Source organism: Nisaea sp., assembly GCF_040217065.1.
Lineage (GTDB): Bacteria > Pseudomonadota > Alphaproteobacteria > Thalassobaculales > Thalassobaculaceae > Nisaea.
Map to the genome: position 1 here is coordinate 228,956 of NZ_JAVJNX010000011.1, position 24,468 is coordinate 253,423.

General features: G+C 63.4%; 24 protein-coding genes. 12 read left to right on the top strand and 12 right to left on the bottom strand.

Annotated elements, in window-relative coordinates:
• Positions 1-158 precede the first annotated feature (158 nt).
• The 4 genes from RH950_RS19295 (at position 159) to RH950_RS19310 (ending at position 3,868) form a co-directional block, all read left to right on the top strand.
• Positions 159-1,280 carry an FAD-dependent monooxygenase gene (locus RH950_RS19295; protein WP_350059376.1) on the top strand — a complete coding sequence of 374 codons (1,122 nt, stop codon included), beginning with the start codon at positions 159-161 and terminating at the stop codon, positions 1,278-1,280.
• A 121-nt stretch (positions 1,281-1,401) separates the two neighbouring features.
• Positions 1,402-1,935 carry a hypothetical protein gene (locus RH950_RS19300; protein ID WP_350059377.1) on the top strand — a complete coding sequence of 178 codons (534 nt, stop codon included), beginning with the start codon at positions 1,402-1,404 and terminating at the stop codon, positions 1,933-1,935.
• 386 nt (positions 1,936-2,321) lie between these two features.
• Positions 2,322-3,128, top strand: a complete 807-nt coding sequence (locus RH950_RS19305) for a creatininase family protein (protein WP_350059378.1) — start codon at positions 2,322-2,324, stop codon at positions 3,126-3,128.
• Positions 3,125-3,868 (top strand): RibD family protein, encoded by a 744-nt coding sequence (locus RH950_RS19310; protein WP_350059379.1) that lies wholly within the window; start codon positions 3,125-3,127, stop codon positions 3,866-3,868. Before RH950_RS19305 ends, RH950_RS19310 begins: the two co-directional genes overlap by 4 nt.
• On the opposite strand, the gene RH950_RS19315 is transcribed toward RH950_RS19310, so the two are convergent.
• The 8 genes from RH950_RS19315 to RH950_RS19350 all read right to left on the bottom strand — a co-directional run bounded on the left by RH950_RS19315 (position 3,861) and on the right by RH950_RS19350 (position 12,175).
• Positions 3,861-4,661, bottom strand: coding sequence for a class I SAM-dependent methyltransferase (locus tag RH950_RS19315; RefSeq protein ID WP_350059380.1), 801 nt, complete (start codon positions 4,659-4,661; stop codon positions 3,861-3,863). The genes RH950_RS19310 and RH950_RS19315 overlap by 8 nt on opposite strands.
• Entirely contained in the window at positions 4,658-5,734 is a 1,077-nt protein-coding gene (locus RH950_RS19320; protein ID WP_350059381.1) for a glycosyltransferase family 4 protein, read from the bottom strand. Before RH950_RS19320 ends, RH950_RS19315 begins: the two co-directional genes overlap by 4 nt.
• Entirely contained in the window at positions 5,731-6,129 is a 399-nt protein-coding gene (locus tag RH950_RS19325) for a 6-pyruvoyl trahydropterin synthase family protein (protein ID WP_350059382.1), read from the bottom strand. The genes RH950_RS19320 and RH950_RS19325 overlap by 4 nt, the downstream gene beginning before the upstream one ends.
• A gap of 13 nt (positions 6,130-6,142) precedes the next feature.
• Positions 6,143-7,141 carry a zinc-dependent alcohol dehydrogenase gene (locus RH950_RS19330; protein WP_350059383.1) on the bottom strand — a complete coding sequence of 333 codons (999 nt, stop codon included), beginning with the start codon at positions 7,139-7,141 and terminating at the stop codon, positions 6,143-6,145.
• A gap of 216 nt (positions 7,142-7,357) precedes the next feature.
• Positions 7,358-8,299 (bottom strand): NAD(P)-dependent oxidoreductase, encoded by a 942-nt coding sequence (locus RH950_RS19335; protein ID WP_350059384.1) that lies wholly within the window; start codon positions 8,297-8,299, stop codon positions 7,358-7,360.
• An 84-nt stretch (positions 8,300-8,383) separates the two neighbouring features.
• Complete coding sequence (locus RH950_RS19340) at positions 8,384-9,019, bottom strand: peroxiredoxin (protein WP_350059385.1); 636 nt, start codon at positions 9,017-9,019, stop codon at positions 8,384-8,386.
• A 137-nt stretch (positions 9,020-9,156) separates the two neighbouring features.
• Complete coding sequence (locus RH950_RS19345; protein WP_350059386.1) at positions 9,157-9,783, bottom strand: glutathione S-transferase family protein; 627 nt, start codon at positions 9,781-9,783, stop codon at positions 9,157-9,159.
• An 82-nt stretch (positions 9,784-9,865) separates the two neighbouring features.
• A complete protein-coding gene (locus tag RH950_RS19350; RefSeq protein WP_350059387.1) occupies positions 9,866-12,175 on the bottom strand; it encodes a xanthine dehydrogenase family protein molybdopterin-binding subunit in 2,310 nt (769 codons plus the stop codon).
• A 161-nt stretch (positions 12,176-12,336) separates the two neighbouring features.
• On the opposite strand from RH950_RS19350, the gene RH950_RS19355 reads away from it, so the two are divergent.
• Positions 12,337-13,230, top strand: coding sequence for a DMT family transporter (locus RH950_RS19355; protein ID WP_350059388.1), 894 nt, complete (start codon positions 12,337-12,339; stop codon positions 13,228-13,230).
• An 18-nt stretch (positions 13,231-13,248) separates the two neighbouring features.
• Here RH950_RS19355 and RH950_RS19360 read toward each other — a convergent pair whose 3' ends face one another.
• On the bottom strand, positions 13,249-14,523 hold the full coding sequence (locus RH950_RS19360; RefSeq protein ID WP_350059389.1) for a hypothetical protein: 1,275 nt from the start codon (positions 14,521-14,523) through the stop codon (positions 13,249-13,251).
• Positions 14,524-14,751: 228 nt separating this feature from the next.
• Between RH950_RS19360 and RH950_RS19365 the strand changes: the two genes are divergently transcribed.
• Positions 14,752-15,072: a hypothetical protein gene (locus tag RH950_RS19365; RefSeq protein WP_350059390.1), complete on the top strand. Its 321-nt coding sequence runs from the start codon at positions 14,752-14,754 to the stop codon at positions 15,070-15,072.
• Between the two features lie 9 nt (positions 15,073-15,081).
• On the opposite strand, the gene RH950_RS19370 is transcribed toward RH950_RS19365, so the two are convergent.
• Together RH950_RS19370 and RH950_RS19375 are read right to left on the bottom strand one after the other, a co-directional pair.
• On the bottom strand, positions 15,082-15,555 hold the full coding sequence (locus RH950_RS19370) for a cyclic nucleotide-binding domain-containing protein (RefSeq protein ID WP_350059391.1): 474 nt from the start codon (positions 15,553-15,555) through the stop codon (positions 15,082-15,084).
• 97 nt (positions 15,556-15,652) lie between these two features.
• Positions 15,653-16,285: an exonuclease domain-containing protein gene (locus tag RH950_RS19375; protein WP_350059392.1), complete on the bottom strand. Its 633-nt coding sequence runs from the start codon at positions 16,283-16,285 to the stop codon at positions 15,653-15,655.
• A 93-nt stretch (positions 16,286-16,378) separates the two neighbouring features.
• Here RH950_RS19375 and RH950_RS19380 point away from each other — a divergent pair, with 93 nt between their 5' ends.
• Both RH950_RS19380 and RH950_RS19385 read left to right on the top strand, forming a co-directional pair.
• Positions 16,379-17,752, top strand: a complete 1,374-nt coding sequence (locus RH950_RS19380; protein ID WP_350059393.1) for an acyclic terpene utilization AtuA family protein — start codon at positions 16,379-16,381, stop codon at positions 17,750-17,752.
• Entirely contained in the window at positions 17,749-18,126 is a 378-nt protein-coding gene (locus tag RH950_RS19385; RefSeq protein WP_350059394.1) for an AtuA-related protein, read from the top strand. The genes RH950_RS19380 and RH950_RS19385 overlap by 4 nt, the downstream gene beginning before the upstream one ends.
• Here the strand turns inward: RH950_RS19385 and RH950_RS19390 are convergent.
• A complete protein-coding gene (locus RH950_RS19390; RefSeq protein WP_350059395.1) occupies positions 18,123-18,881 on the bottom strand; it encodes a hypothetical protein in 759 nt (252 codons plus the stop codon). The genes RH950_RS19385 and RH950_RS19390 overlap by 4 nt on opposite strands.
• Positions 18,882-19,012: 131 nt before the next feature.
• On the opposite strand from RH950_RS19390, the gene RH950_RS19395 reads away from it, so the two are divergent.
• From RH950_RS19395 to RH950_RS19410, 4 genes are all read left to right on the top strand, one after another.
• Positions 19,013-21,313: a xanthine dehydrogenase family protein molybdopterin-binding subunit gene (locus tag RH950_RS19395; RefSeq protein ID WP_350059396.1), complete on the top strand. Its 2,301-nt coding sequence runs from the start codon at positions 19,013-19,015 to the stop codon at positions 21,311-21,313.
• A 59-nt stretch (positions 21,314-21,372) separates the two neighbouring features.
• Entirely contained in the window at positions 21,373-23,016 is a 1,644-nt protein-coding gene (locus RH950_RS19400) for a thiamine pyrophosphate-dependent enzyme (RefSeq protein ID WP_350059397.1), read from the top strand.
• A gap of 45 nt (positions 23,017-23,061) precedes the next feature.
• On the top strand, positions 23,062-23,751 hold the full coding sequence (locus tag RH950_RS19405; RefSeq protein WP_350059398.1) for an SDR family NAD(P)-dependent oxidoreductase: 690 nt from the start codon (positions 23,062-23,064) through the stop codon (positions 23,749-23,751).
• A gap of 141 nt (positions 23,752-23,892) precedes the next feature.
• A complete protein-coding gene (locus tag RH950_RS19410) occupies positions 23,893-24,438 on the top strand; it encodes a PadR family transcriptional regulator (protein ID WP_350059399.1) in 546 nt (181 codons plus the stop codon).
• Positions 24,439-24,468 lie beyond the last annotated feature (30 nt).

Sequence of the window (24,468 nt, forward strand, 5' to 3'; positions counted from 1 at the left end):
AGTGGCTCTGAGAGCCACTTTCGAGCCGAGGGAACATACGTCTCCTTTACTGTTCTCCGTGAAGAATCAACCATTAGGAGAACACGAAACCCAAGCGGCGAACGCTTGCGAATTACTGTTGATAGGCCGAGACTGCCCGGTGTCAGAAAGGAACTGCCATGCTTGTCGACATAGCCGTTATCGGGAACGGCCCGACCGCCCGTCTCGCGGCATTTGCTCTTCTTGGGTGTGGATCGAATGTGCTGATGATTGGCCCGGAAGCGGACCGTGCGGGAGATCCACGCACCACGGCGCTGATGCCGTCAAGCGTCGATTCCCTGGACCAATTGGGTATCGATGTGCGCGAAAAGGCGACCCCGTTGCTGGACCTGCGCATCGAAACGACAGGTCCCTTTGGCATTGTGTCGGAAGTATTCACGGCGACGGATGCCGGCGAGGACTTTCTGGCCCAGAACCTGTTCATCCGGGATCTGATGGCTGTCATGCCCGAGATTCAGATGCACAAGGCCACGGTCACGCGCATCCGGCCCGCAGAAGACCATGTCAGCATCGAAACGGACGACGGCAGGACTATCCGGGCGCGGCTGGTTGTTGCCGCTGACGGCCTGCATTCCCTGGCGCGCGAGGCCGCCGGCATCCGGATGCGCAAGAAACCGCTTGGGCGCAGCGCCCTTTGCGTGCCGGTCCGGCTCGAGCAGCCGCACGGCCGGCTCTGCATCGAGCGCTATGACGATACCGGCACCCTCACCCTGATCCCCGTCGGTGACCATGACGCCTCGCTGATCACCATCGCCGCCCCGGACGAGATTGCCGCCCTCGCCGCACATCCGGACGAGATCATCGAGCGCAAGCTGACGCGCCGCCAGGACGGGTTCGGCCACATCGCCTTCGCCGGCGAGAAAGCGGTCTTTCCGCTGTCCCTCGGCTTCACGCCGCAACCGGCGCGGAACCGTGTCGTGGTCATCGGCGAAAGCGCCCATATCGCACCGCCCATCGCCGCCCAGGGCTGGAACATGTCGGTGCGGGACATCATGACCCTGAAAGCCCTGCTCACCGCTGCCGCCGCAAATGGCGAGGATATCGGCAGCCAGCAGGTTCTCGGCGCCTACGCCCCCCGCCGCCAGCCGGACGTTGCCGGGCGTTTGTCCGCGATCGGTGCGCTTGCCGGCGTCGCCACACGGCCGGCCGCGCCGCAAAGACTTATCCGACAGGCCGGCCTGGCCGCTATCGGCCGGTTCAAGGGGGTCAAGCGCAGCCTGATGCGCGCCGGTCTCAGGTGACCATGCGCCGCGGCGCGGCACTGCTTTTTCTCATATTCGTACTGGTCGGCCCTATTCGGGCCATGGCCGCGACGGTCGCCGGTGCGGAACTGCCGCCCCCCTCTCTGGCCTCCATTTCGGCATGACTCTCCGCGCGGCGTCGGATGCCCTGCCAGAGACGGAAGAGCTGGATCCCGGTGTCGATTTCGGCCGTCTGAAAGGCCGGCTGGTGGTCCCGCAGGCTGACGCATTCGGATCCCTGTTCCGCATATACCTGCAATTCGGGCGGGCGGAGACCCTGCAGCAGATCCTTCTCGAACGGCGGCACGCGGCCGCAACCCGGCGCAGTGCCGGCGACATTCAGGACCGTCTGATCGCCAGCCTGGGACAGCCGGATGAAACCTGTCTTCCGCCCCGGGCGACACCGGCAGCCGCCCGGATCACCTGGCGGCGCAAGGGCTGGGTCCTGCATCTGATCGGGTTCGACGATCTCGGCCTCGGTATCATCACCGAGGATGCCGAGCGGGGCGACCCGCTGGAGATGAAACCTTTGGGACGCAGCCGCGACGAGCGTTTCCGCAGCCGCCAGCAACGCAGCCTGCCACGCCGGATTCTCATCCGGATACATGATGCAAACTCCCTGACGCTTGAACCGCCGGCTTGCGCTAAGCGCTAGGGATCCCCTTACTGCACAGCGTTGACGCCGGGCTCCCGCCCGTCAGCGACGCCGCACGCCGAGATACGCGCCCGCAAGAAATGGTGAGCTTAACATTGTTCCAACGCCTGCCGTGCCAAGACATGCCAATAATGCAGCGCGAATCAGTACATATCCGCACACACCAACAACATAACAGGTAAGTATTTATTTTTTACTACCATCAGCTAAGTAAAAATAAAATCTCACCCCCTGATTTGAAGTTTTTTCTTCTATTTTATGATGTTGTGATTTCACTTACATGACGGTTGCAGAATCACGCTACCGTGCATCGACTTGACAGGGCTGGTCCCGGCGGTATGTGTTTCTACCGGGATCACAGCAGAAACAAAGAGATTTTCAACAGGATGCCAGTCCGCACGTGGGGCCATTTAACGACGCTTGATGTCGCCGCGCTCGATCCTGTGCGCACCGTCGCAGTCCTTCCCGTCGGCGCCGTCGAGCAGCATGGCCCGCATCTGCCGCTGGCAACGGACATTCTGATCTCGGAAGGCATCCTGCAGGCGGCCGGAAAGCAGCTCTCTCCGGAGGTCTGCCTGCTCATTTTGCCTTCCCAGGCCGTCGGCCTCAGCCCTGAGCATATGAACTTTGCCGGCACCCTGTCCCACGAGGCCGAAACCCTGCTCGCCTCCTGGACGGAAATCGGCATGTCCGTCGCCGCGGCCGGTCTCTGCAAGCTGATCATCCTCAACAGCCATGGCGGTCAGCCCCAGATCGTCGATCTGACGACACAGCGGCTGCGCAGCGAGGCCGGCATGCTCGCCGTGCGGGCGAACAGCTTCCGCTTTGACCTGCCGCCGGACCTGGTCTCCGCGGAGGAGCGGGCATTCGGCCTGCATGGCGGCCAGATCGAAACCGCCCTGATGCTGGCACTGCACCCGGATCTGGTGCGCCGGGACAAGATCATGGACTTTCCGAACAGCGCGGCGGGCCGCACCGGCACGGCGAAACGCCTCGGCCTGTCCGGGGCCGGCGGCTACGCCTGGAATGCCGAGGACCTGCACCCGTCCGGTGCCACCGGCAATGCCAGCCGGGCAACGGCGGAACAGGGCGCGGCCCTGCTCGCCGCCTACGCCGCCCAACTTGCGGAGCTGATCACCGATGTCGCGGACTGGCCGCTCACCGATGGCGCCCCCTTCGGCGCGGCACCATGAGCGACACCTGGTCCGGTATCCTCGCCTTGCTCGGCAAGAACGGCGGTCCTGAAGAGGCCGGCGCGCCGGACATCCCCTGGCCGCTTTACCGGGAACTTGCCCGGGATTGCCTGGACCGGCCGCTCGTCATCGCCCAGATCGGCCAGAGTCTCGATGGCCGGATCGCCACCGCCAGCGGCCATTCGCACTATATCAACGGTCCGGAAAGCCTCGACCATCTGCACCGGCTGCGGGCCATGGCAGACGCGGTCATCGTCGGCGCCAGCACGGCCTCACTGGACAACCCCCGCCTGACAACACGGCGGGTGCCGGGGCCCAACCCGGTGCGCGTGGTGATCGATCCGAACCGGCGGGTGCCGCCGGCGCATGCCCTGCTGACGGAGCCGGAGGCGGAAACGCTTCTGATCAGTCGCCGCGACGACCCGGATCTGCCGCCCCATTGCACTGTGCTTGCCATGGCGGAGAGCACCGGCCATGCCGCCCCCGGCGCGATATTGGATGAGCTCCGGGCCCGCCGCTTGCGCACCGTCCTGATCGAAGGCGGCAGCGAGACGATTTCCCGCTTCCTGACTGCCGGGCTGATCGACCGGCTGCATGTCGCCGTCGCGCCCATGCTGATTGGCTCGGGCCGTCCGGGCCTTGTCCTGCCAGAGATCGAAACCCTGGCAGAGGCCCGCCGCTTCGAGTCCAGGAGCTATGCTCTGGGAGCCGACACGCTGTTTGACTGCCGCCTCAGCTGATCCGCGGCACGGCGAAATGATCCCGGTGCCCGACATGAATGAGGCCTCCGGGATCCGTCATCACGGCTGCCGCCCAGGCATCAATCTGCGGAGAATTTTCAGGTGCCATCTCGGACGCGGCCGAGACCCAGCCCCGGATCAGCTCTGCCGCGCCCGGATCGCCGGATCGCAGGCACCAGTCGCTGTCCCCTTCGGAGGGATTATAGGACCTGTCCACAAGACCGCGAGAAAGCGCGACAGCAACGTCGGGACCGAGCGCCGGACCGAAACCCTTGTCGGTGCGCTGATGCCAGTTTACGAGGTCCCTGACGGTTTCGGTGTCGGCGGGCACGGCGTCCGTCTGCATCCGGCCGTCATAGGTCAGCACCGAAAACAGAGCCGTCCCGCGCGCCGCCAATGCATCCAGCAGGCGCCCGAGCCAGGGTGCGGAGACAAGGTCGAACAGGGCAGACGCCGTCACCAGATCAGCCCCGGCGATGAGCTTTGCCAGATCGGCGCTGGCCAAATCCACAGTCTTGCATGCAATCCGGTCCGCCTCTTTCAGCACCGCTGTCTGTTCCGCCGCCGTGAGCAGGGCCGGATCGTTGTCGACCAGCAACCAGTCCACCGGCTGGCTGAATAGTGGCGCGAGGTGGCGCTGGTTGTTGCCGTTTCCGGCACCGAGATCGACGATCACAAGACGGTCGGGGCGGGCCGCGGCCCACGCCCGCAGAGCCGCCTCGACCGTCCGGTTCCGGGCCGGACCGTCCCAGGCGGCACGGGCGCTGAGCCAGGTGTCGGAAAACCCGGTCACTGCAGGACCACGCCATCGACTGCCCGCTGAAAAGCTGTCGCGGCCCGGGCCCAGTCGGACAGTTCCGGTGCCGCCTCCCGGGACCTTGCCGCCAGTTCCCGTCGTGCGTCCGGATCCGGCAGCAGCCGGCGGAGCGCTTCCGTCAGGGACGTGAGATCCCCGGCAGGAACCAGTAATGCGGCCGCGTGGACAGCCGATGCGACGGCGCTTTCGCGGCTTGCCAGAACCGGCAGACCGGTCGCGACCGCATCGGCAAGAGCCATGCCGAATCCTTCATGAAATGAAGTTGAGAGGAACAAGCCGGACCGGGTGTACAGGTGCGCGAGGTCTGCTTCCGGCACCTCGCCGTGCAACGACACGCGTCCGTCCAGACCAAGCTCGCCGACAAGTGCCGTCAGCTCCGCCGCATGGCCCGGATCGCGGGCCCCGCCGACGATATCCAGATGCCAGCCGAGATCGCGGCAGTCGGCCAGGGCGCGCAGCGCGATATCGTGCCCTTTCCGCCGGGTCAGGGTGCCGACCGAGAGAATTCGCACCGGTCCCTCGCCGGATTCCGCAACCGGCCGGACCCAGTCCGCAACACCGGGCTCGACCACATGGACGGAGGATGGATGCACGCCGAAATCCGCCAGCCGCTCGGCGGTCCGGCGGCTGGAAACCACGATCCGCGCCACTTCCTGCAGCACGGCCTTCTCCGCGTCGAAATAGGCCGTCTGCTCCGCCTCGCTGAGGCCCGTCTCGTCGGCCAGCGGATGGTGGATCATGGCCACCAGATCGAGCCGTGAGGCATGCTGGAATACCGCCTGGCCAAGCGCCGTCAGGGCCAGACCGTCGATGACGCAACGCGCCCGGTCCGGCAGCCCGGAGAGCACTGCCGCCCCGGCCGCGACGTCATAGGGAGCCGCTCTCGGAAAATCGCCGGCTAGCTCATGCACCTTGCCGAGGCGCCCGGCGGCCTTCAGCCCTTCCACCATGTGACGGTCATAGATGAACCCGCCGGTCAAACTGTCCAGCGGGCCCGGGACGATGAAATGCACCGGCGGCTCCGCGCCGGAGAATGGGTCGGTACTCACAGCGTTCCCTCGTAGGAGGCCCAGGCGATGTGGGATTCGTGCAGCGTCACCTTCATGGACGCGAGTTCCTTCGCCCCTTCGCCAAGCTCTCCGGCCGCAATCGCACCCGCCATGCGGTCAAAGATATGCCGGGCGAGGAATTCCGTGGTGGTGTTCTCACCGGCGAATTCCGGCAGATCATCAAGGTTGCGGTAGCCGAGCGGCTCCAGAACCGCCTTCAGCCGCTCCGACGCGGCGCCGATATCGACCACCAGATTATCCGCGTCCAGCTCCGCCCGGCGGAATTCCACGTCGATCACATAGGTCGCGCCGTGCAGCCGCTGGGCCGGGCCGAAGGTTTCGGAATTGAAGCTGTGCGCGATCATCACATGGTCGCGGACGGTAAGTGCATACATTGAAAGACTCCGGTCAGTCAGAATAGCGGATGCGGTGACAAAGGGTTTCCGGCGCTCCGGCGACAAGCCCCGCCAGAACTTCCGGCAGAGCCTCGAAGGGACTCTCGCCGGTAATGAGAATGTCGAGCGCCGGATCGTCCAGCAGGGTCAGTGCCTCGGCCAGGCGCTCGGCATGCCGCGCCTGCTCCCGCCGGGACGGCGCCACGGCACCGACCTGGGAGGCCTGGATTGTCAGGCGCTGGGAATGGAAGGCACCGCCCAATGGCAGGGAGACTTCGCGGTCCCCGAACCAGCTCAACTCAAGGATGGTCGCCTCGAAAGCCGCGAGATCGAGCGCTGTGCGCAAGCCGCCTTCGGTCGCGCTGGCATGAAAGATCAGGCTGAATTTTTCCGGCTGCATGTCCGCTTCCGCATAATGCAATCCAAGCCTCCGGCAGATCGCGGCGCGGCTTTCCACCGGGTCGAACACCCAGACCTCCGCTCCCCAGAACCGTCGGGCGAGATAGCCGGTCAGCAAACCGACCATGCCGCCGCCGATAACGGCAATCCGGCCGGTGCGGGCCGCCTCGGCATCCCAGACCGCATTCAGTGCCGTCTCCATGTTCGCGGCGAGCACGGCCCGCTCCGGCGTCACGCCTTCCGGGACCGGTATGGCGGCGGCGGCGGGCAGCACGAAACGGGTCTGATGCGGGTAAAGCGCGAAGATCAGGGAGCCGGCTTCCAGCGCGGAGCCACAGACCACACGCGCGACAGCGGCATAGCCGTATTTCACAGGCCCCGGGAACTGCCCTTCCTGAAACGGACAAGCCATGCGTTCCCATTCGGATTCCGGCACGCCGCCCCGGAAGACGAGGCTCTCCGTCCCCTTGCTCACAGCCGAATAGAGGGTATCCGCCAGAAGCTCGTCCGGCCCCGGCGCGGCAAGCGCCGCCGCCCGGATCTCGCCCCGGCCATCGCCGAGAGACCAGAACGCCCGCGCGCCGTTCCCGATTGCCGTATCCTGCCCGATCATTTCCGCCTCATTGGAAGACGCACAAATCCTACCGGTGAAGGCCTAGTCGGTTGTGCTTCCGAGCGCAGCAAAAACTATCGTGAGCGCGATGTTTTCGAGCTCTTCCCTACCCCAAAACCGTCATCCCGGCCGGAGAGCCGGGACCTAGATGATCATGGGCGGTGCTTGCCTTCCCTAGGTTCCCGCCTACGCGGGAACGACAATTTCTGGGGATGGTTACTCTTCTTCCCGAACGCTCGGCAATCGCGCCTCAACACCGGTCAGCTTCTCATAGGCCTTGATCACCGCTGTGCAGCTTTCATCCTCGAAGCCCATGATGGAGGCCAGCGCGTAGGTCTGGTGCACAGACTCGGCCATGAACCCCGGCAGCCCTGCCTGCTCCAGCCATTGTGCGTAATAGCGGACATCCTTCTGGGCGTTGGCAAGCGACATCAGCGGGGTGAAGTCGCGTTTCAGGGTGGCTTCGCCATAGAGATCCATCATGCCCGACTTGCCGCCTGCGGCGGAGATGATGCCGATCACCTTGTCCATATCGAGCCCTTCCTTGGCGGCGAGCGCGAAGCCCTCGCACCAGGAGGCGACATTGGCGAAGGCGATGTAATTGTGGATCAGCTTCAGCCGGATGGCGTGTCCGGCCGGGCCGACATGGAAGATGTTCTCGGCATAGGTCTCGAACAGCGGTCGCAACCGCTCCAGCAGATCCTCGGAGCCGCCGAACAGGATATTCACCTCACCCCGGTCGGCATGGACCGGCGTCCGGGTCATCGGCGCCTCGCAATAGGCGATGCCGCGCGCGGCGCAGGCCTCCCGCATCCGGTCCACATGCGCCGGCGAGACCGTTGTGTGATCGAGGAAGACCGTTCCCTCGCGCATATGGGAGAGCAGACCGCCCGGCCCGAGAGCGAGTTTCTGGACCGCCTCGGCCGTGGTGATGCAGATGCCGAGGACATCCACCCCGGCCGCGATCGCCGCCAGATCCGGCGCGGCTGTAGCGCCCTGCGAGACGGCCAGCGTTACCGCATCCGGGTCGAGATCATGCACCGCGACCATGGCACCTCCGGCCAGCATGTTCTTCACCACCCCTCGACCCATCCCGCCAAGACCAATGAAACCGACCTTGAAACCGGATGCCTTCGAAACTGTCTCATTTCCGTTCATGGCTGTATTCCTCTTCTCGACGCCGAAGGCAAAAAGGCCGGCAAATTGCCGGCCTTTCGCAAAAACAATTAAATGGTCAATTGATTACGCGCCCGGCTGATCGACCACACGGAGATAGGGGCGCTGCTCGTCCCAGCCGCCCGGGAACAGCTTCTTGGCGTCCTCGTTCGACAGCGCCGGGACGATGATGCACTTGTCGCCGCTGGTCCAGTTCACCGGCGTCGCCACCTTGTGCTTGTCGGTCAGTTGCAGGGAATCCACAACGCGCAGGATCTCGTCGAAATTCCGTCCGGTGCTGGCCGGATAGGTCAGGATCAGGCGGACCTTCTTGTTCCCGTCGATGATGAAGACCGAGCGCACCGTCAGCGTATCGTTCGCGTTCGGGTGAATCATGTCGTACAGACCGGCGACCGTCTTGTCGTGGTCCGCCACCAGCGGGAAATTCAGCGTATTGCCCTGGGTCTGCTTGATGTCGTCGGCCCATTTCTCATGGTCGCCGAGGCCATCGACGGAAAGGCCGAGAACCTTGACGCCGCGCTTGTCGAATTCCGGCTTCAGACCGGCCATGTAGCCGAGCTCGGTGGTGCAGACCGGAGTGAAATCCTTCGGATGCGAGAACAGGATGACCCAGTTGTCGCCCGCATAATCATAGAAGTTGATCTTGCCGTCCGTGGAATCCTGCGTGAAATCAGGCGCTATGTCGCCAAGCCGGATGGTCATGGCCTTCTCCTCCTGGTTTGGATTTTGAGCCGGTCGCCTCCCTCCCGGGGAATGCGCGGGCAGCGGCACTATAAACAGAAGCGGGGCCGGGCGAAACCGCCGCGACCCCGTTTCTTAACCATGAATCCGGTATCGGATCAGGGCAGTTCCATGCCGCGGCTCAGGGCCGGACGCGCCATCATGGCGTCGTACCAGCGCTTCACGTTCGGGAACTGCGCCAGGTCCACTTCCTGCCAGTCATGCCGGAACACCCAGGGCAGGGTCGCGAAGTCGGCGATGGACACCTCGTCATTGGCGAGATAGTCCCGGCCTTCGAGGCGGCTGTTCAGCACGCCGTAGAGACGCAGGCATTCCTTGCCGTAGCGCTCGATGCCGTAAGGCACCTTCTCTTTCGCGGCGCGCTTGAAATGGTGCACCTGGCCGAAGATCGGACCAATGCCGCCCATCTGGAACATCAGCCACTGGATGACCTCATAGCGCTTCGCCATGTCGGTCGGCATGAACTTGCCGGTCTTCTCCGCCAGATACATCAGGATCGCGCCGGACTCGATGACCGTGTAGGGCTTTCCGTCCGGGCCGTCCGGATCGATGATCGCTGGGATCTTCGAGTTCGGGTTGATGGCGATATATTCCGGTGTGAACTGGTCGTCCTCACCGATATTGATCGGATGCAGGTTGTACGGAATGCCGCACTCCTCCAGCATGATCGTGATCTTGCGGCCGTTGGATGTTTTCCACGTGTAGCATTCGATCGGCGCCGTCATGGCTTCCCCCCCTGTTGAATTCTTGAACCTTCATACAAGAAAAGACAGCCGCGTTTCCGCAACCGTCTTTTCAGAACGAGACCTATTCGGCGGCCGCGAGTTTGCCTTCGTTGGCCATTGCCCAGATTTTCTCGGGCGTCGCCGGCATGTCGATATTGGTGACGCCGAGCGCATCGCAGACCGCACTGATCGCCGCCGGCGGTGCGCCGATGGCACCGGCTTCGCCGGAACCCTTGATGCCGAGCGGATTGGTCGTGCACCAGACATTGTGGGTCTCGAAATCGACCCACGGCACATGGTCCGCGCGCGGCAAGGTGTAATCCATGTAGGAGCCGGTCACGAGCTGGCCGCTTTCCTCGTCATAGATCGTGTGCTCGTACAGCGCCTGGCCAATCCCCTGGCCGACGCCGCCGTGCACCTGGCCCGCCAGCAGGCTCGGATTGATGACCGAGCCGAAATCGTCGACCACGCTGTATTTCAGGATCTCGACGATGCCGGTATCCGGGTCGATCTCCAGCTCGCAGACATGGCAGCCGTTCGGGAAGGTTGCCGCTTCAGGCGTGCGCTTGTGCACCGTGTCGAGCCCCTCTTCCTCATCACTCCTGGCTTCCCTGTTCACGTCGAAGAGCGACATGGTCTTGTCGGTCCCGGCAACGGTGAAGGTGCCGTCGGCGAATTCGATATCCTCGATTGCGGATTCCATCACCCGGGCCGCGACCTTCTTGCCCTTCTCGACGATCTCCCGGCCGCCGAGCAACACGGCGACACCGCCCACCGGCATGGCACGGGAGCCGCCGGTCAGGCCCGGAGGGGTGCGGTCGGTATCGCCCTGGATGATCCGGATATCCTCACCGTCGATGCCGAGCACGTCGCCCAGCACCTGGGCATAGGCAGTCTCGTGCCCCTGCCCGTTCGACTGGTTGCCGATATAGATCTCGATCTTGTTGTCCTCGGTGAAGCGGATATCCGCCGTCTCCGGGTTCCCGCCACCGCATTTCTCGATGTAGTAGCCGAGGCCGATGCCGCGCAGCTTGCCGGCCTTCGCGGATTCGGCCTTGCGGGCGGGAAAGCCGTTCCAGTCCGCCTTGGCCAGGCATTTCTCCATGACCGTCTGGAATTCGCCGGTGTCATAGACGTTGCCGAGCGTGGTGCTGTAGGGCATCTGCTCCGGCGTGATGAAATTGCGGCGCCGGATCTCGTCCCGGCCAAGACCGGTTTCCGCCGCGCAATTGTCGATCACACGCTCGATCAGGTAGGCCGCTTCCGGCCGGCCCGCACCACGATAGGCATCCACCGGCGTGGTGTTGGTCAAAACACCCTTCACATTCACATAGATCACCGGAATGTCGTAGACGCCGGAGAGCATGTGCGTGCCCGCCTCGGTCGGGATGAAGGGGCCGAAATTCGAGAGATAACCGCCGAGATTGGCGAAGGTCTCGACCTTCATGCCGATGATCTTGCCGTTCCCGTCGAGCGCGGCATCGACATAGCTGACATTGTCCCGGCCCTGGGTATCGCTCATGAAGGCTTCGGATCGTTCCGGGGTGTATTTCACGGCCCTCTTCAGGCGGCGGGCGGCCCACGCGAGCAGGCACTGTTCCGGATAGAGGAAAATCTTCATGCCGAACCCGCCACCGACATCGGTGGTGATGCAGCGCAGCTTCTCCTTGTCGATCTTCAGCACCGTTTCGGCCAGGATCGGGTGGATGAAGCTCGGGCCCTGGGTCGAGCTGTAGAGCGTCGTGCGGTCGGTCTCCGCGTCGTACAGGCCGATGGCACCGCGCGGCTCCATGGAGTTCACGATAATGCGGTTATTGACCACCTTGGTGCGGACCACCTGCTTCGCCCTGGTGAAGGCGGCCTCGGCCATCTCCAGATCGCCCTTGTGCCAGTCGAAGCACACATTGTGCGGGATGTGGTCGTAAAGCTGGGCAGCGCCCGGCTTGGTCGCGCCTTCCGTGTCCGTTGCCGATTGCAGTGGCTCGTAATCCACCTCGATCAGTTCCGCCGCATCGCGTGCCTGCTCCAGCGTCTCCGCAATCACCATGGCGACCGGAGTGCCGACATGGCGGACCGTATCGCCTTCGAGGATCGGGCGCGGCGTGTCGGCTCGCGCACTACCATCCTTGTTCGGCGCCGGTGCAAGACTGGGAAGATCGCCCAGCCCGTCTTCCTGCACATGCCTGTTGGTCAGCACGGCGATGACACCGGGAGCCGCTTCCGCGTCCGCCGTATCGATGCCGTTGATCCGCGCATGGGCATAGGGGGACCGCAGGATGAAGGCCCGGGCCGTTCCGTCGGGCGTGACGTCATCGGTGTAATTGCCCTGACCGGTCAGCAGCCGCTGATCTTCAACGCGTTTGATCGCCTGGCCAATGCCGAATTTTACCATGGAGTCCCTCCTCGTCGGGCCGTTGCGGACACAACAGCCGAAATCTCTCGCGCGGATGTTATGGGTTTAGAAGTCTGGCACTCAAGCAGCAAATGGGTTAGCAAACTTTCTCTTCATACATCCTTCACAGAGTTAGGGGCTCTTTGCCCGTGAACCAACCCTTGTCGCAGAAATCGGCAGAGATTCCGCCTTTCGCGATCTTCCTGCTGGCCATGCTCGCCCTGCTCTGGGGCCTGAACTGGCCGGTGATGAAACTGTCCCTTGCCGAATATCCGCCCTTTGTGTTCCGCGCCATCGCGGGGATATCGGCCGGGCTGGGTCTGTTCGCCCTGGCACGGGCAAACGGGCATGTACTCCGCGTGCCGCGCGCCGAGTGGAAGGGACTCCTCATCGTCTCCCTGCTCAATATGTCTGTTTGGAACATTGCGGTGCTCTACGGCATTGACCTTATGGAATCGGGACGGGCCGCAATTCTCGCATACACCATGCCGCTCTGGGCAACCTTGACCGGCGCATGGTTGGTCAAGGAGCCCTTGCGCGCCCGCTCGATTCTGGCACTGGGCCTGGGCCTTGTCGGCATGGGCCTGCTGTTCTTCGGTGACGACCGCGCCGTGTCGGGCGATCCGCTCGGCCCGGCGTTGGTTGTCATTGCCGCCATGAGTTGGGGCGCTGGCACCGCGGCGGTGAAATATTTCCGCTTTTCCATGTCCGTGACCGTGCTGACCGGCTGGCAGCAGATGCTGGGGGCATTGCCCGTGGCCGTAATTGCACTTCTCTGGGACTACCAGAACATGCCGGAAAGCGTGACCCTCATTCCCACGCTCGGCCTCGTCTACAACATGACGATTACCGGAATCTTCTGTTACTGGGCCTATTTCAGCGTGGTGAACATGCTGCCGGTCGTGGTCTCCACAGTCGGCACGCTGATGGTTCCGCTCGTCGGCGTCATCACGGATGCCATGATCTTCGGAACGGTGCCCGGACCGGTGGATTACGCTGCCCTGGCGGCCGTGGTCTCCGCCGTTTTCCTGGTGATGACCCGCCGGGCGAAATAGCGCCGAGACAGCCGCGATTCAGATCAGGGCGTAATGCAGGATGCTGAGGACCGGCACCAGCACGGCCCAGACGACGAAGACATAGGCCAGATTCGGGCCGAGGGCGACGCGGGTTGGCCGCACGTCGAACATCGAACCGGCCGTGACCACGGACAGCGACGCGATGGAGACCATCGCCCCCAGGCCCCAGCCTGCGAGCATTGCTTCGTAGAGGGCCAGCGGCAGCACGCCGTGATCCAGACTGGTCAGCGCGGCGAGAAAGACCGTCCCGGTAATGATCGGGTGAATACCGACAATGGCCGGTATCAACTGAATACCGATCATCATGGCCAGCAGGACCGGGGCCGGCAATCCGCCCTCAAGCAGCGGCGCGACATGGACAATAATTGCATCAGCCTCCCCGGCCACGGTGCCGATGACGATGGCGATGGCGACCAGGGCAAGATCGTCTCCGAGATCCTTCATCCCCTCGGCGGTCTTATCCAGCACCGGCCAGAATGCATCCGGCCGGCGGAAGAATTGCAGCGCGCACAGCAGAGGCATCACCACCAGAATGGCGCCCAGCGTCGAAAGTGGCGTGAACGTACCGACCAGAATGACCGTCCCGGCTGCAATGCCGAGGCGCGGCGCGATCGGCCGGAGACAGGCAAGGGCGGCGCCGACGGCCGCCAGACTGACAGGCCGCGCAAACATGGCAAGCCCGATTGCGATGCAGATACCGACGCAGATGAAGCCAAACGGAACGATCTCCCAAAGCTCGACCGCCGGCAGATAAGTACCGGCCACGGCGAAGCCGACAAAGAAGGGTGACCAGAGCACGGCGATGCTCATGCCCCGCATCGAGGCACAGGCCGCCGCGCGGCGGCGGTCGTCGCTTGCATCGGCGGGCACCACCGCCGAGACCAGAGCGAACGAGCCTGTGTTCAGCACCGATCCAAAGACCATCGCCCCGATGGTAATGCCGACATCCGCGGCGCTGTCCGGGAGGGCCGCCAGCCTGTTCTGGCTGTCCCGCACTGACGGCATCAGCCGGGCGACTTCCCGGGTCATTTTCAGCGTCGGCAGCAATCCGGCGAAGATCAGCGTGCGCTCAAGACCGCGCCAGACCGCTTCCGGGGCGGCGACGGTAAAGATCAGGATCAGCGTTGCGACTATGCCGATGCCGACGAGCACTTTCGTCTCCAGCCGGGCTTGCGGCAGCGTCCCGAGCACGAAAAGCAGCAGGCCACCGGCAACGATATGATCGAGCGTCGGGAGAGAAAGGAAGAGCCCGGCAACCGAACCGGCCCACACGGCTGTCAGAAGCAGGACGCGCCAGTCCAGAAAAGACTGCGGAAGGATGGGATATCTCCAAGGCGACGGAAACAGCAGATGAACGAGAAAGACACTGCGCCGCCGTGGGATATTTGGCAATCCTCGCGCAAACGTCTCGGAATTGCCCTAACGATCTTCCGCCAACGGTGGCAACGTGTTATCGGTATTAGATCGGATTTTGCACAAAATTATGTCGGGCGAATTTCAATGAGCGACACTTCGAACACCAACACCGGCGGTCAGGCGGCTGGACAGCAGCCGAACATCGTGATTGCCCCTGAATGTCAGGATATCTTTGTCGACGGGGTCATCGGCGCAATGGTGCGGGACGGTGTCGTTCGGATCAACCTGGTGAACACCCGGTTCAATATCGACGGCTCCCAGGTCGAGCACGCCGTGGTCTCCCGCATGATCATGTCCCGTTCCGGGGTGCGCAACCTGCACGCGGCTCTTGAGCAGCTGATGGGGCGCCTGACCCGCTCGGCGGATGGCCGCCGCGGGGAAGACGCTCCCGAAGACGAGGGCTGAACCTGCCCGTCAGATGGTCGCGTGCTGCAGAACCGTGAGGTTCGAATGGCGGATCATGACGGCGAGGTTGTGCAGCACCAGAACCAGCACCGAGGGATATTCCGCCAGAATATTGCGGAAATCGCTTGGTGCCATCGCCGCTACGAGACAATCTTCAATCGCCCGGACCTCGGCGGATCTGGGACCGCCATCCAGCGCCGAGAGCTCGCCGAAATAGGCACCGGCACCGAGCCGGTCCAGCTCAAGCGCATCGCCGATCAGCGTATGGTTCACGACATCCGCCGATCCCTCCAGCATGAAATAGACATCATGATCGGCACCGACGCTGGAAATGATGGTTTCACCTGCCGAGAAGCTGCGCTTTCGGCACAGTGCCGCAATCGCCGAACGCTCCTTTTCCCCGAGATCCAGAAACAGTCCAATCCGGCCGATCTCATCCGCGTCGACAGGACCTCCGTCCAACGTCACGTCATCAGAACTCATCACCTGCCCCCATCAGCCATCTTCGCGTCGATATCACATAGTATGCATTCTCGGAGCCTGGACGAAAGCGCTTAGCGTGGAATTGAGTTTGTATGGCTCAGAGCGTTCCGGCACGTCTCAATTCCCGAATCGCAAGCGCAATTGCCCGCGAATCGCCGAGTCCGGTATGGGCGCCGGGCACGGCCGGAAGCCCAAGATGCTGCGGCAATGTCGAGCTCACGGTTTTCGTCTCCGGAAGGTTCATGGCGCGGGAGAGGCCCGGACGAACATTCGTAAAAAGAGCGTCCGGGAACGGCCATGCCATACCGGCCCAGTCCGCATTCAGCACAAGGTCGAGCCAGTCATTCCCGTTGGACAGCACGAGTTCGGCATCATCGACAAAATCCGCGAACCGGATCAAAGCCTCCTCGAAGGACAGGCCATGACGGGCAAGATCCTCCTTGCTGATTCCGGTCAGCTCGATGAAATAGTCGGAAAGAACCGGATTTTTCACAGGCTTCACCAGAACTTCGAAACTGGACAGTTCAGCCATTGGCATGGCGGCATCCAGCTTCACCGCACCGATCTGGACGACCTCCATGAATTCGCCGGGCCCGCTCCAGTTTCGGGCGAGCGAGCCTTGCCAGGCCGTGATCTCAAGATCGAAAATAACGATTGTCCCGCGCTCCGGGAAGCTTCGGAAAGGGCTGGCCGCTGTGTTCCCGCCGACGCGATCCGCGCGTCCAGGCATGGCCGCTCTCCTCTTAGAGGTTGATTTGTAGACTGGTAAAAACCGACGGGCAGACGCTACAGTTCCCCCGTCAACCTGCCAAGTGAAAGACTGATGATCAAAAATCTCGTCCATATCGGCTGTGGCGCCGGCTTTGCCGGTGATCGAAAGGATGCGGGCGGCCCGGTCGTCGATACGCTGGCCACCCGCGACGGCCCCAGATACCTGATTTTCGAGACCCTTGCGGAACGCACCCTGGCCCTGGCCCAGAAGCAGAAGCAGCGCGATCCGGACCGTGGCTACTCACCGTTCCTCGACTCCTATGTACGGCCGGTTCTGGCACGCTGCCTCGCGAACAATATCCGCATCGTGTCCAATTTCGGCGCCGCAAACCCTGCCGCCGGCGCGAGGCACATCCTGAAGATTGCCGAGGAAATCGGCTGCCCTACGCCACGTATCGCTGTTGTTTCCGGCGACGATCTGCTGACGGTGATGGACGAACAGGAAATCCGGGCGCACGGCACGATTGAAGGCCTGCCGATCGGTGAGGGAATAGTCGCCGCCAACACCTATCTCGGTGCACGTCCGATCGCCGAAGCCCTGGCCGGCGGTGCCGATATCGTCGTCGTCGGACGGACCACCGACCCGGCCCTGGTGCTTGGTCCGCTGATCCATGAGTTCGGCTGGACGGAAGACGACTGGGATGCGCTGGCGGCCGGAACCCTGGCCGGGCATCTGCTGGAATGCGGCGCCCAGGTGACCGGCGCCTATTTCGCCGATCCCGGCTTCAAGGATGTTCCCGACCTCGCCCATGTCGGCTTTCCCATCGCGACGATCGCCCGCGATGGTGCGATCCGGATCTCGAAGGCGGACAATACCGGCGGCTGCGTGACGCCGGCGACCGTGAAGGAGCAGATCCTCTATGAAATGCACGATCCTTCGGCCTATCTGACGGCCGACGTGGTGCTCGATATAACCGGCGTGACGGTCGAGCAGGCGGGAGAAAACCTGGTCGCTGTCTCCGGCGCCCGGGGCAAGGCCAGACCCGGCACTCTGAAAACCACGGTCAGCTTTGACGGCGGCTGGCTCGGCGAGGCGGAAATCAGCTATGCGGGCCCGAACGCCCTGGCCCGTGCCGAACTTGCCCGCGACGTCCTCGGCGAGCGGGCCCGGGAGCGGGGCAGCAACGCCGCGTACCGTTTCGACATCATCGGTACATCCAGCACCTTCGATGGCGGCACAGCGCCCTATCCGGGCGCCGTAGCGGCGGCGCCGGATGGCGATTACCGTGTCCGCGCCTCTGTTTCCTGCCATTCCCGGGAGGTCGCGGAGGATCTTGCTGACGAGGTGCTGAGTCTTTACTGCTCCGGCCCTGCCGGCGGCGGCGGCTTCCGGCGGAACATCACGGCACAGATTCACACCGCCTCGATCCTGGTCGACAGGAACAGACTTTCTCCCAGGGTCCATTTTCTCGGAGCCGGCGCATGACAGTGGTTCTCGACACAATCCGGCTGCGCCTGCACGACATCGCCCACGGCCGCAGCGGCGACAAGGGAAACCGCTCCAATATCAGCGTGATCCCTTACGCCGAAACCGCCTATTCCCTGCTGCTGGAACAGATCACGGAAGAACGGGTACTCGAGCATTTTGCCCATAAGGGCGCAAGCGCGGTCGCACGCTATGAGCTGCCCAACCTGCCGGCACTGAACTTCGTGATCGACGACGCGCTTGAAGGCGGTGTCAACAGCACGCTCAATCTCGACCTGCACGGCAAGACGCTGTCCTTCATGCTGCTGGACCTGCCGGTCGAGGTGCCTCTCGATCAAATCGAGGAATTCACCCTGGGCCGGCGGACAGCCTAGCGCGCCCGGCTCGGTTTTCCGGCCAGGGCCTCGCGCCTGGCCTCGAAGATCGCTTCGCGCATTTTCGGCGGCAGCGCCTTCAGCCGCTCCGCCGCATCCGCCGTTGACAGGGTCTCGACAACATCCTCGGGCATCGCCTTCGCCTCTGTTTCCAGTTGAGCCTGGGCCTTTTTCAGACTGGCTTCGACAGCGGCCATTGCCATCCTGGACATCTCGATCTCGTGCAGGATTTTTTCGTAGCGTTCTTCAACGTCAAGCTGCTTCAGCTTCAGGTAGTCCCCCTGATCCGGAATGATTTTCTCAAGGACCGGCAGCAGACTGTTCTCGAAAAACGCCTCGGAGATACGGCGGGCGTCACTCTTGATGCCGAACAGATCGAACCCGAGCGGTTTCGAGAGCCGCCAGACGCCGAGTCGGATCACGTCAAGGACATACTGGCTGTCATAATTTGCACAGAGTTGGTCAAGCGCCGCACGCGCCTTGCCCGGACTCGCATAGCAGTTGAAGAATCCCTGGGCGAGGCTGTCCAGCTTGGTTTCGTGCTTGGTCACGAACCGCTTCTCGGCCTCGAGCAAAGCCTCCGATTTCTGGTGCTCCTTCAGGCCCTTGCTCACCTTGGCACGCAGGACCTGCGCATCTTCCACCAAGTTTACCAAACCACGGAAGCGCTTTACCGTATCCGGTTCGGACATCGCTTGATCGAAACGGGCCCGGAGAGCCTCGACGACCGTTGAATTAGTCCCGAAATCACCCATTCACCACGTCGCCAATGTTCCCTGTGCTGACAGCCGAGCATTACCCCGTCTGAATAAGAAATGCTGGATCGCTCCTATAATTGCGTGCGACAAAAAGACAGTCCAGCCACGAATTAACGAGATCAATAGACATGTTGCGACGCGAAGATGACCGGCTGCTCACCGGCCACGGCTGCTATGTGGACGATTTGTTCCCGGAAGGCGCCGCGCACGCGGTCGTGGTCCGGTCGGCCATGGCGCATGCGCGCCTTCTCTCTGTTGCAGTCGAGGACGCCAAGGCCGCCCCCGGCGTGCTGACCGTACTGACCGGCGACGATCTGGTGCGTGAAGGCGTCGGTCCGATGCGTTCACGGATGCCGGTGACCGGTCATGACGGCACGGCGATGATCGAGCCTGAGCGTCCGGCGCTGGCCCGGGGAGTCGCCAAATACGCGGGTCAACCGGTCGCTTTCATCGTCGCCGAAACCATATCCGCCGCCCGCGAGGCCGCCGAACTTGTCGATATCGATTATCAGGATCTCGACCCGGTCACCGATCTCGCCCATGCGGTCTCCGATGGTGCCCCGCAGCTCTGGGAAAACGCGCCCGGCAATGTCAGCTTTGACTGGCGAATCGGCAATGGCAGCGATGTCGATGCCGCGATCGCCGCGGCCGACCATGTGGTGGAACTGACGGTCGACCATCCCCGCGCCGTGATCGCCCCGGTCGAGCCGCGCGGCTGCGTCGGCGTATTCGACAGTGAAAGCGGGAAATATACTCTTCACACCCCGAGCCAGGGCGTCGTCATGCTGCGTGCGGCCATGTCGGAGGCGCTCGGCGTCGACGAGACGGACATGCGGGTCATCACCAACGATGTCGGCGGCAGTTTCGCGGTGAAGATCTGGCCCTATCCGGAGCAGATCCTGTGCCTGCTCGCCGCCCGTCTGACCGGACGGCCGGTAAAATGGATTGCGGACCGCACCGAGAGTTTCGTCGCCGACGCACCGGGTCGCGGCCGCCTCGACCGGGCGACGCTGGCCCTGAGCAAGGACGGCACGATCACCGCTTTCCGGATTGACGCGCTGGCCGATATGGGCGCGTTCCTCAATGCGGTGAACCCGTCCATCGTCACCAAGGGCGCCGTCCGGGTCTTCACCAGTTGCTACAAGATCACGGCGGCCGAATACCGGGTACAGGCCGTGTTCACCAATGCCACACCGACGGACGCCTATCGCGGCGCCGGAAAACCGGAAAGCGCGGGCACGCTGGAACGGCTTATCGACTATGCCTGCGACACGCTTGGCTTCGACCGGGCGGAAATTCGCGCCAAGAACCTGATGACGCCGGCTGACCTGCCGTTTCATACCCCGATGGGCGAGGATTATGATGGCGGCGACTATCCAGAGATCTTCAGGAAAGCGCTCGCCAAGGCGGATTACGAGAGCTACGCGGAGCGCCGCACGGCGAGCGCGGCTGCCGGCAAGAAGCGCGGCATCGGCTTCGGTATCCACGTCCACGCAACCGGCGGCTCCACCGCCGAGCGCAGCAAGGTCGAGCTGACCGACGACGGCAAGGTGCGGGTCCGTACCGGCACCCAGGATTCCGGCCAGGGCCACCAGACCACGCTGGCACAGGTCGCCGCCGAGACTCTCGGGATCGATCCGTCGCAGGTCATCGTCGAGCAGGGCGACAGCGCCGCTCTTCAGGTCGGCGGCGGCACTGGCGGGTCCTGCATGATGCCGATCGCGGCCAATACCGTGCATCGCGCGGCCATCGAGATGGTCGAGAACGGCAAGAAGCTGGCCGGGCACATCATGGAAACCGCCGCCCAGGACATTGAATACGAGGCCGGATCCTTCAAGGTCGCCGGCACTGACAAGGCGATCTCCTTTCCCGAGCTGATGGCCCGCATGGGCGACATTCCGGCGGAAACGCTGGAGCCCGGACTGCGCGGCGGCTGCGTTGGCGAAATGGATTTCGAGGGAAAGCACACCACCTTCCCGAACGGGGCCTATGTGGTCGAGGTCGAAATCGATCCCGACACCGGCAGGGTCATTGTCGACCGGTTCGTCGGGGTCGATGATCTCGGCCGGATCGTGAATGAGCCCCTGGCCTTCGGACAGGTCACCGGCGGCATCGCCCAGGCCATCGGCGAGGTTCTGATGGAAGGCAGTGTCTACGATCCGGACTCGGGGCAGTTGCTGACCGGCTCGCTGATGGATTACGCCTTCCCGCGCGCCGATGACGTGCCAATGATCGACCATGCCTGGGCGGCCACGCCGTCCCCGAACAGCCTGCTCGGGGTCAAGGGCGTCGGCGAGGTCCCGTCGATCGGCGGACCGGGACCGATCATGAATGCGGTGATCGATGCGCTTGCCGAGTATGGCGTCAAACATATCGATATTCCGATGACACCACAGAAGGTCTGGTCGGCGATCCAAAACGGCGGCTGATCCGCAACCAGGCTGATGAATGCCGGCAGCAGACCGGCACCAGCACACGGGAGGAAGACATGACGCTATCCAGTTCCATGACCGGCGGCACGGCGCTGGTCCGCGCCCTGACGGAAAACGGTATCGATACTGTTTTCGGTCTGCCCGGCATCCAGCTCGACGGGTTGTTCAACGCCTTCTATGACGCCCGCAACAGCTTGCGCGTGATCAATGCCCGGCACGAGCAGGGCACCGCCTACATGGCCTTCGGCTATGCCCAGTCCACAGGCAAGGTCGGCGCCTATGCCGTGGTTCCCGGCCCCGGCCTGCTGAACACCTTTGCCGCGCTCTCCACCGCCTATGGCTGCAACGCCCGCGTTCTTGCCCTGACAGGACAGATACCCAGCAACACCATCGGCCGCGGCCTCGGCATGCTGCACGAGATCCCGGACCAGCTCGGCCAGATGGAACGGCTGACCAAATGGTCCCACCGGATCAACCATCCGTCCGAAGTTCCCGCAGTGATGGATCAGGCCTTCCGGGAACTCTGGAGCGGACGCCCCCGCCCGGTCGGCATCGAAATGCCGCTCGATCAATTGCATCTGAAAAGCCCGGTCGGCCCGATCACGCCGACCGCGGCACCGGAGCCGCCGGAGCCCGACCCGGATCTGATCGCGGCGGCCGCACAGATGCTCGGCGAGGCCAGCAATCCGATGATCTTCGTCGGTGGCGGCGCCTATGAGGCTGCTGAGGAAATCCGCGCGTTGGCTGAGATGCTGCAGGCGCCGGTCGTGTCCTACATGAACGGCAAGGGCGTGCTTGACGATCGTCACCCGCTTTCCCTGCACCACCCGGCCGGCAACCGGCTCTGGGGCGATGCCGATGTGGTGATTTCCATCGGCTGCCGGCTGCAGCACGAGAGGATGACCTGGGGCATGGATGAACGCCTCGCAATCATTCACGTCGACATCGACCCGACCGAACTGACCCGTGTCGGAAAGCCGGATATCGGCATTGTTGCCGATGCGGCGGGTGCAACCCGCCTTCTGCTCGACAATATCCCGTCACATAACCGCTCACGCCCGTCCCGGACCGAGGAAATGGAAGCCCTGAAGGCCGAATTCCAGGCCCAGTTCGAAGCCAGGATCGGCCCGCAGATGGAATGGGTTGCCGCCCTCCGCGCCGCGTTGCCGGAGGATGGCTTTCTGGTCGATGAGTTCACTCAGGTCGCCTATGCCTGCCGCGTCGGATTTCCGACCTACGGTCCGCGCACGCTTGTCTCTCCTGGCTATCAGGGCACGCTCGGTTACGGTTATGCCACCGCGCTCGGCGTGCAGGTCGCGCATCCGGACAAGCAGGTATTGTCGATCAATGGTGATGGCGGATTCATGTACACCATGCCGGAGCTGGCAACTGCCGTGCATCACGGCATCAATGTCGTCGCCGTTGTCTTTGCCGACGGCGCCTACGGCAACGTCATGCGGATGCAGAAAGAGCTCTACGACAACCGGGTGATCGGCAGCGAATTCACCAATCCCGACTTCGTGAAGCTCGCCGAAAGCTGTGGTGCGCTAGGCTTGCGGGCAACAACGCCTGCGGAACTGAGAAAGAAGATCGAGGAAGGCTTCGCCGCCGGGCGGCCAACCCTGATCGAAGTCCCGGTCGGCGAACTTCCGGAACCCTGGCCGGTGATCCGCCCCGGACCGTCGCGCCCCATGCGGTAGCGAGCGGCGGCGGAGCCACCGGGCCGAACAGCAAGGATGACCCCCATGCCTGAATCAGTATTGATTGTCGGAGCCGGCGCCGGGCTCAGCGCCTCCCTCGCCCGCCTGTGCGCAAAAGATGGCATGAAGGTCGTGCTGGCCGCCCGCGACACGGAAAAGCTGGCCGCCCTTGCCACTGAAACCGGTGCCCAGGTTCAGACCTGTGACGTGGCCGACAAGAACAGCGTCGCCGCCTTGTTCGACTGGGCAGACGGCGCGATCGGCGCCCCGGATCTTGTGGTCTTCAATGCGTCGAAACGGGCCCGCGGGCCGATTGTGGATCTCGACCCGGACGAGGTTCTGGCCGCAACCACCGTAACCTGCCACGGCGCATTCCTGGTCGCCCAACAAGCGGCGCGGCGCATGCTGCAGGCCGGGCGCGGCACGATTCTCCTCACCGGCGCCTCGGCCGGCGTGAAGGGCTACCCGCAATCTGCGCCGTTCGCCATGGGCAAGTTCGGCCTGCGCGGCCTTGCCCAATCCATGGCCCGGGAGCTGCACCCCCAGAATATCCATATCGGCCACTTCGTCATCGACGGCGGCATCCGGACCGCTAACGACCAGCGCGAAAGCCCGGGCGAAGACAAGCTTCTGGATCCGGACGCGATCGCCGAGAGCTACCTGCATTTCCACCGGCAGCCCCGGTCAAGCTGGGCCTGGGAGATCGAACTTCGTCCCTGGAAAGAGACGTTCTAGACGGAGGCTGTTGCCCGATAGCCACAAATTGTGGGTAATCACACACTCTGCGGCGTCGCCAGGTTTTTTCCCTTCCCTTCAGGCATGAAGGTCTCATATATCAGTCCGTCATATATCGGACCGATATACTAGGGCTTTTTCATGGACGTAAAAACACTCTGCCTCGCCGTCCTCAGCCGACGCGACGCAACCGGCTACGAGATCCGCAAGCAATTCGCGGAAGGTCCGTTCGCGCATTTCCAGAAAGCCTCGCTCGGCGCCATCTATCCCGCCCTGACGCGCGCCGCCGAGGAAGGGCTGGTGACGGTCACGGAAGAAGCCCAGGACGGCCGGCCGGACAAGAAGGTCTATTCCCTGACCGAGGCCGGCGAAACCGCCCTGCGGCGGGCCTGTGAAATAGACCCGGAGCCGGATCAGGTTCGTTCCGATCTGCTCTTCCTGATCTTCTTCGCCAACTACCAGACACCGGAAAAGATCGCCCGGCTGATCGACGGGCGCATCGCTTTCTATGAGACCCAGCAACGCGAGCTTGACGAGTTGAGCGCAAATTGTGTTGCCGGCCCAGGCAGAGAATTCGTCCGCGGGCTCGGCAGTACCATCTACTGCGCCGCCGCCGACTACATGCGGGCCAATCGCGACGATCTTCTGGCGAAACTCGACTCGGAAGAGCGTCTTGCAGCCGAGTAGCCCCCTCATCGAACAGACACGGACGCCACG

Coding starts and splice junctions, on each gene's coding strand:
- RH950_RS19405 (WP_350059398.1), top strand. CDS start 23,062: ATGCCTGAATCAGTATTGATTGTCGGAGCCGGCGCCGGGCTCAGCGCC.
- RH950_RS19390 (WP_350059395.1), bottom strand. CDS start 18,881: ATGGGTGATTTCGGGACTAATTCAACGGTCGTCGAGGCTCTCCGGGCC.
- RH950_RS19365 (WP_350059390.1), top strand. CDS start 14,752: ATGAGCGACACTTCGAACACCAACACCGGCGGTCAGGCGGCTGGACAG.
- RH950_RS19295 (WP_350059376.1), top strand. CDS start 159: ATGCTTGTCGACATAGCCGTTATCGGGAACGGCCCGACCGCCCGTCTC.
- RH950_RS19385 (WP_350059394.1), top strand. CDS start 17,749: ATGACAGTGGTTCTCGACACAATCCGGCTGCGCCTGCACGACATCGCC.
- RH950_RS19325 (WP_350059382.1), bottom strand. CDS start 6,129: ATGTATGCACTTACCGTCCGCGACCATGTGATGATCGCGCACAGCTTC.
- RH950_RS19305 (WP_350059378.1), top strand. CDS start 2,322: ATGCCAGTCCGCACGTGGGGCCATTTAACGACGCTTGATGTCGCCGCG.
- RH950_RS19380 (WP_350059393.1), top strand. CDS start 16,379: ATGATCAAAAATCTCGTCCATATCGGCTGTGGCGCCGGCTTTGCCGGT.
- RH950_RS19335 (WP_350059384.1), bottom strand. CDS start 8,299: ATGAACGGAAATGAGACAGTTTCGAAGGCATCCGGTTTCAAGGTCGGT.
- RH950_RS19350 (WP_350059387.1), bottom strand. CDS start 12,175: ATGGTAAAATTCGGCATTGGCCAGGCGATCAAACGCGTTGAAGATCAG.
- RH950_RS19345 (WP_350059386.1), bottom strand. CDS start 9,783: ATGACGGCGCCGATCGAATGCTACACGTGGAAAACATCCAACGGCCGC.
- RH950_RS19370 (WP_350059391.1), bottom strand. CDS start 15,555: ATGAGTTCTGATGACGTGACGTTGGACGGAGGTCCTGTCGACGCGGAT.
- RH950_RS19400 (WP_350059397.1), top strand. CDS start 21,373: ATGACGCTATCCAGTTCCATGACCGGCGGCACGGCGCTGGTCCGCGCC.
- RH950_RS19310 (WP_350059379.1), top strand. CDS start 3,125: ATGAGCGACACCTGGTCCGGTATCCTCGCCTTGCTCGGCAAGAACGGC.
- RH950_RS19375 (WP_350059392.1), bottom strand. CDS start 16,285: ATGCCTGGACGCGCGGATCGCGTCGGCGGGAACACAGCGGCCAGCCCT.
- RH950_RS19410 (WP_350059399.1), top strand. CDS start 23,893: ATGGACGTAAAAACACTCTGCCTCGCCGTCCTCAGCCGACGCGACGCA.
- RH950_RS19300 (WP_350059377.1), top strand. CDS start 1,402: ATGACTCTCCGCGCGGCGTCGGATGCCCTGCCAGAGACGGAAGAGCTG.
- RH950_RS19340 (WP_350059385.1), bottom strand. CDS start 9,019: ATGACCATCCGGCTTGGCGACATAGCGCCTGATTTCACGCAGGATTCC.
- RH950_RS19395 (WP_350059396.1), top strand. CDS start 19,013: ATGTTGCGACGCGAAGATGACCGGCTGCTCACCGGCCACGGCTGCTAT.
- RH950_RS19330 (WP_350059383.1), bottom strand. CDS start 7,141: ATGATCGGGCAGGATACGGCAATCGGGAACGGCGCGCGGGCGTTCTGG.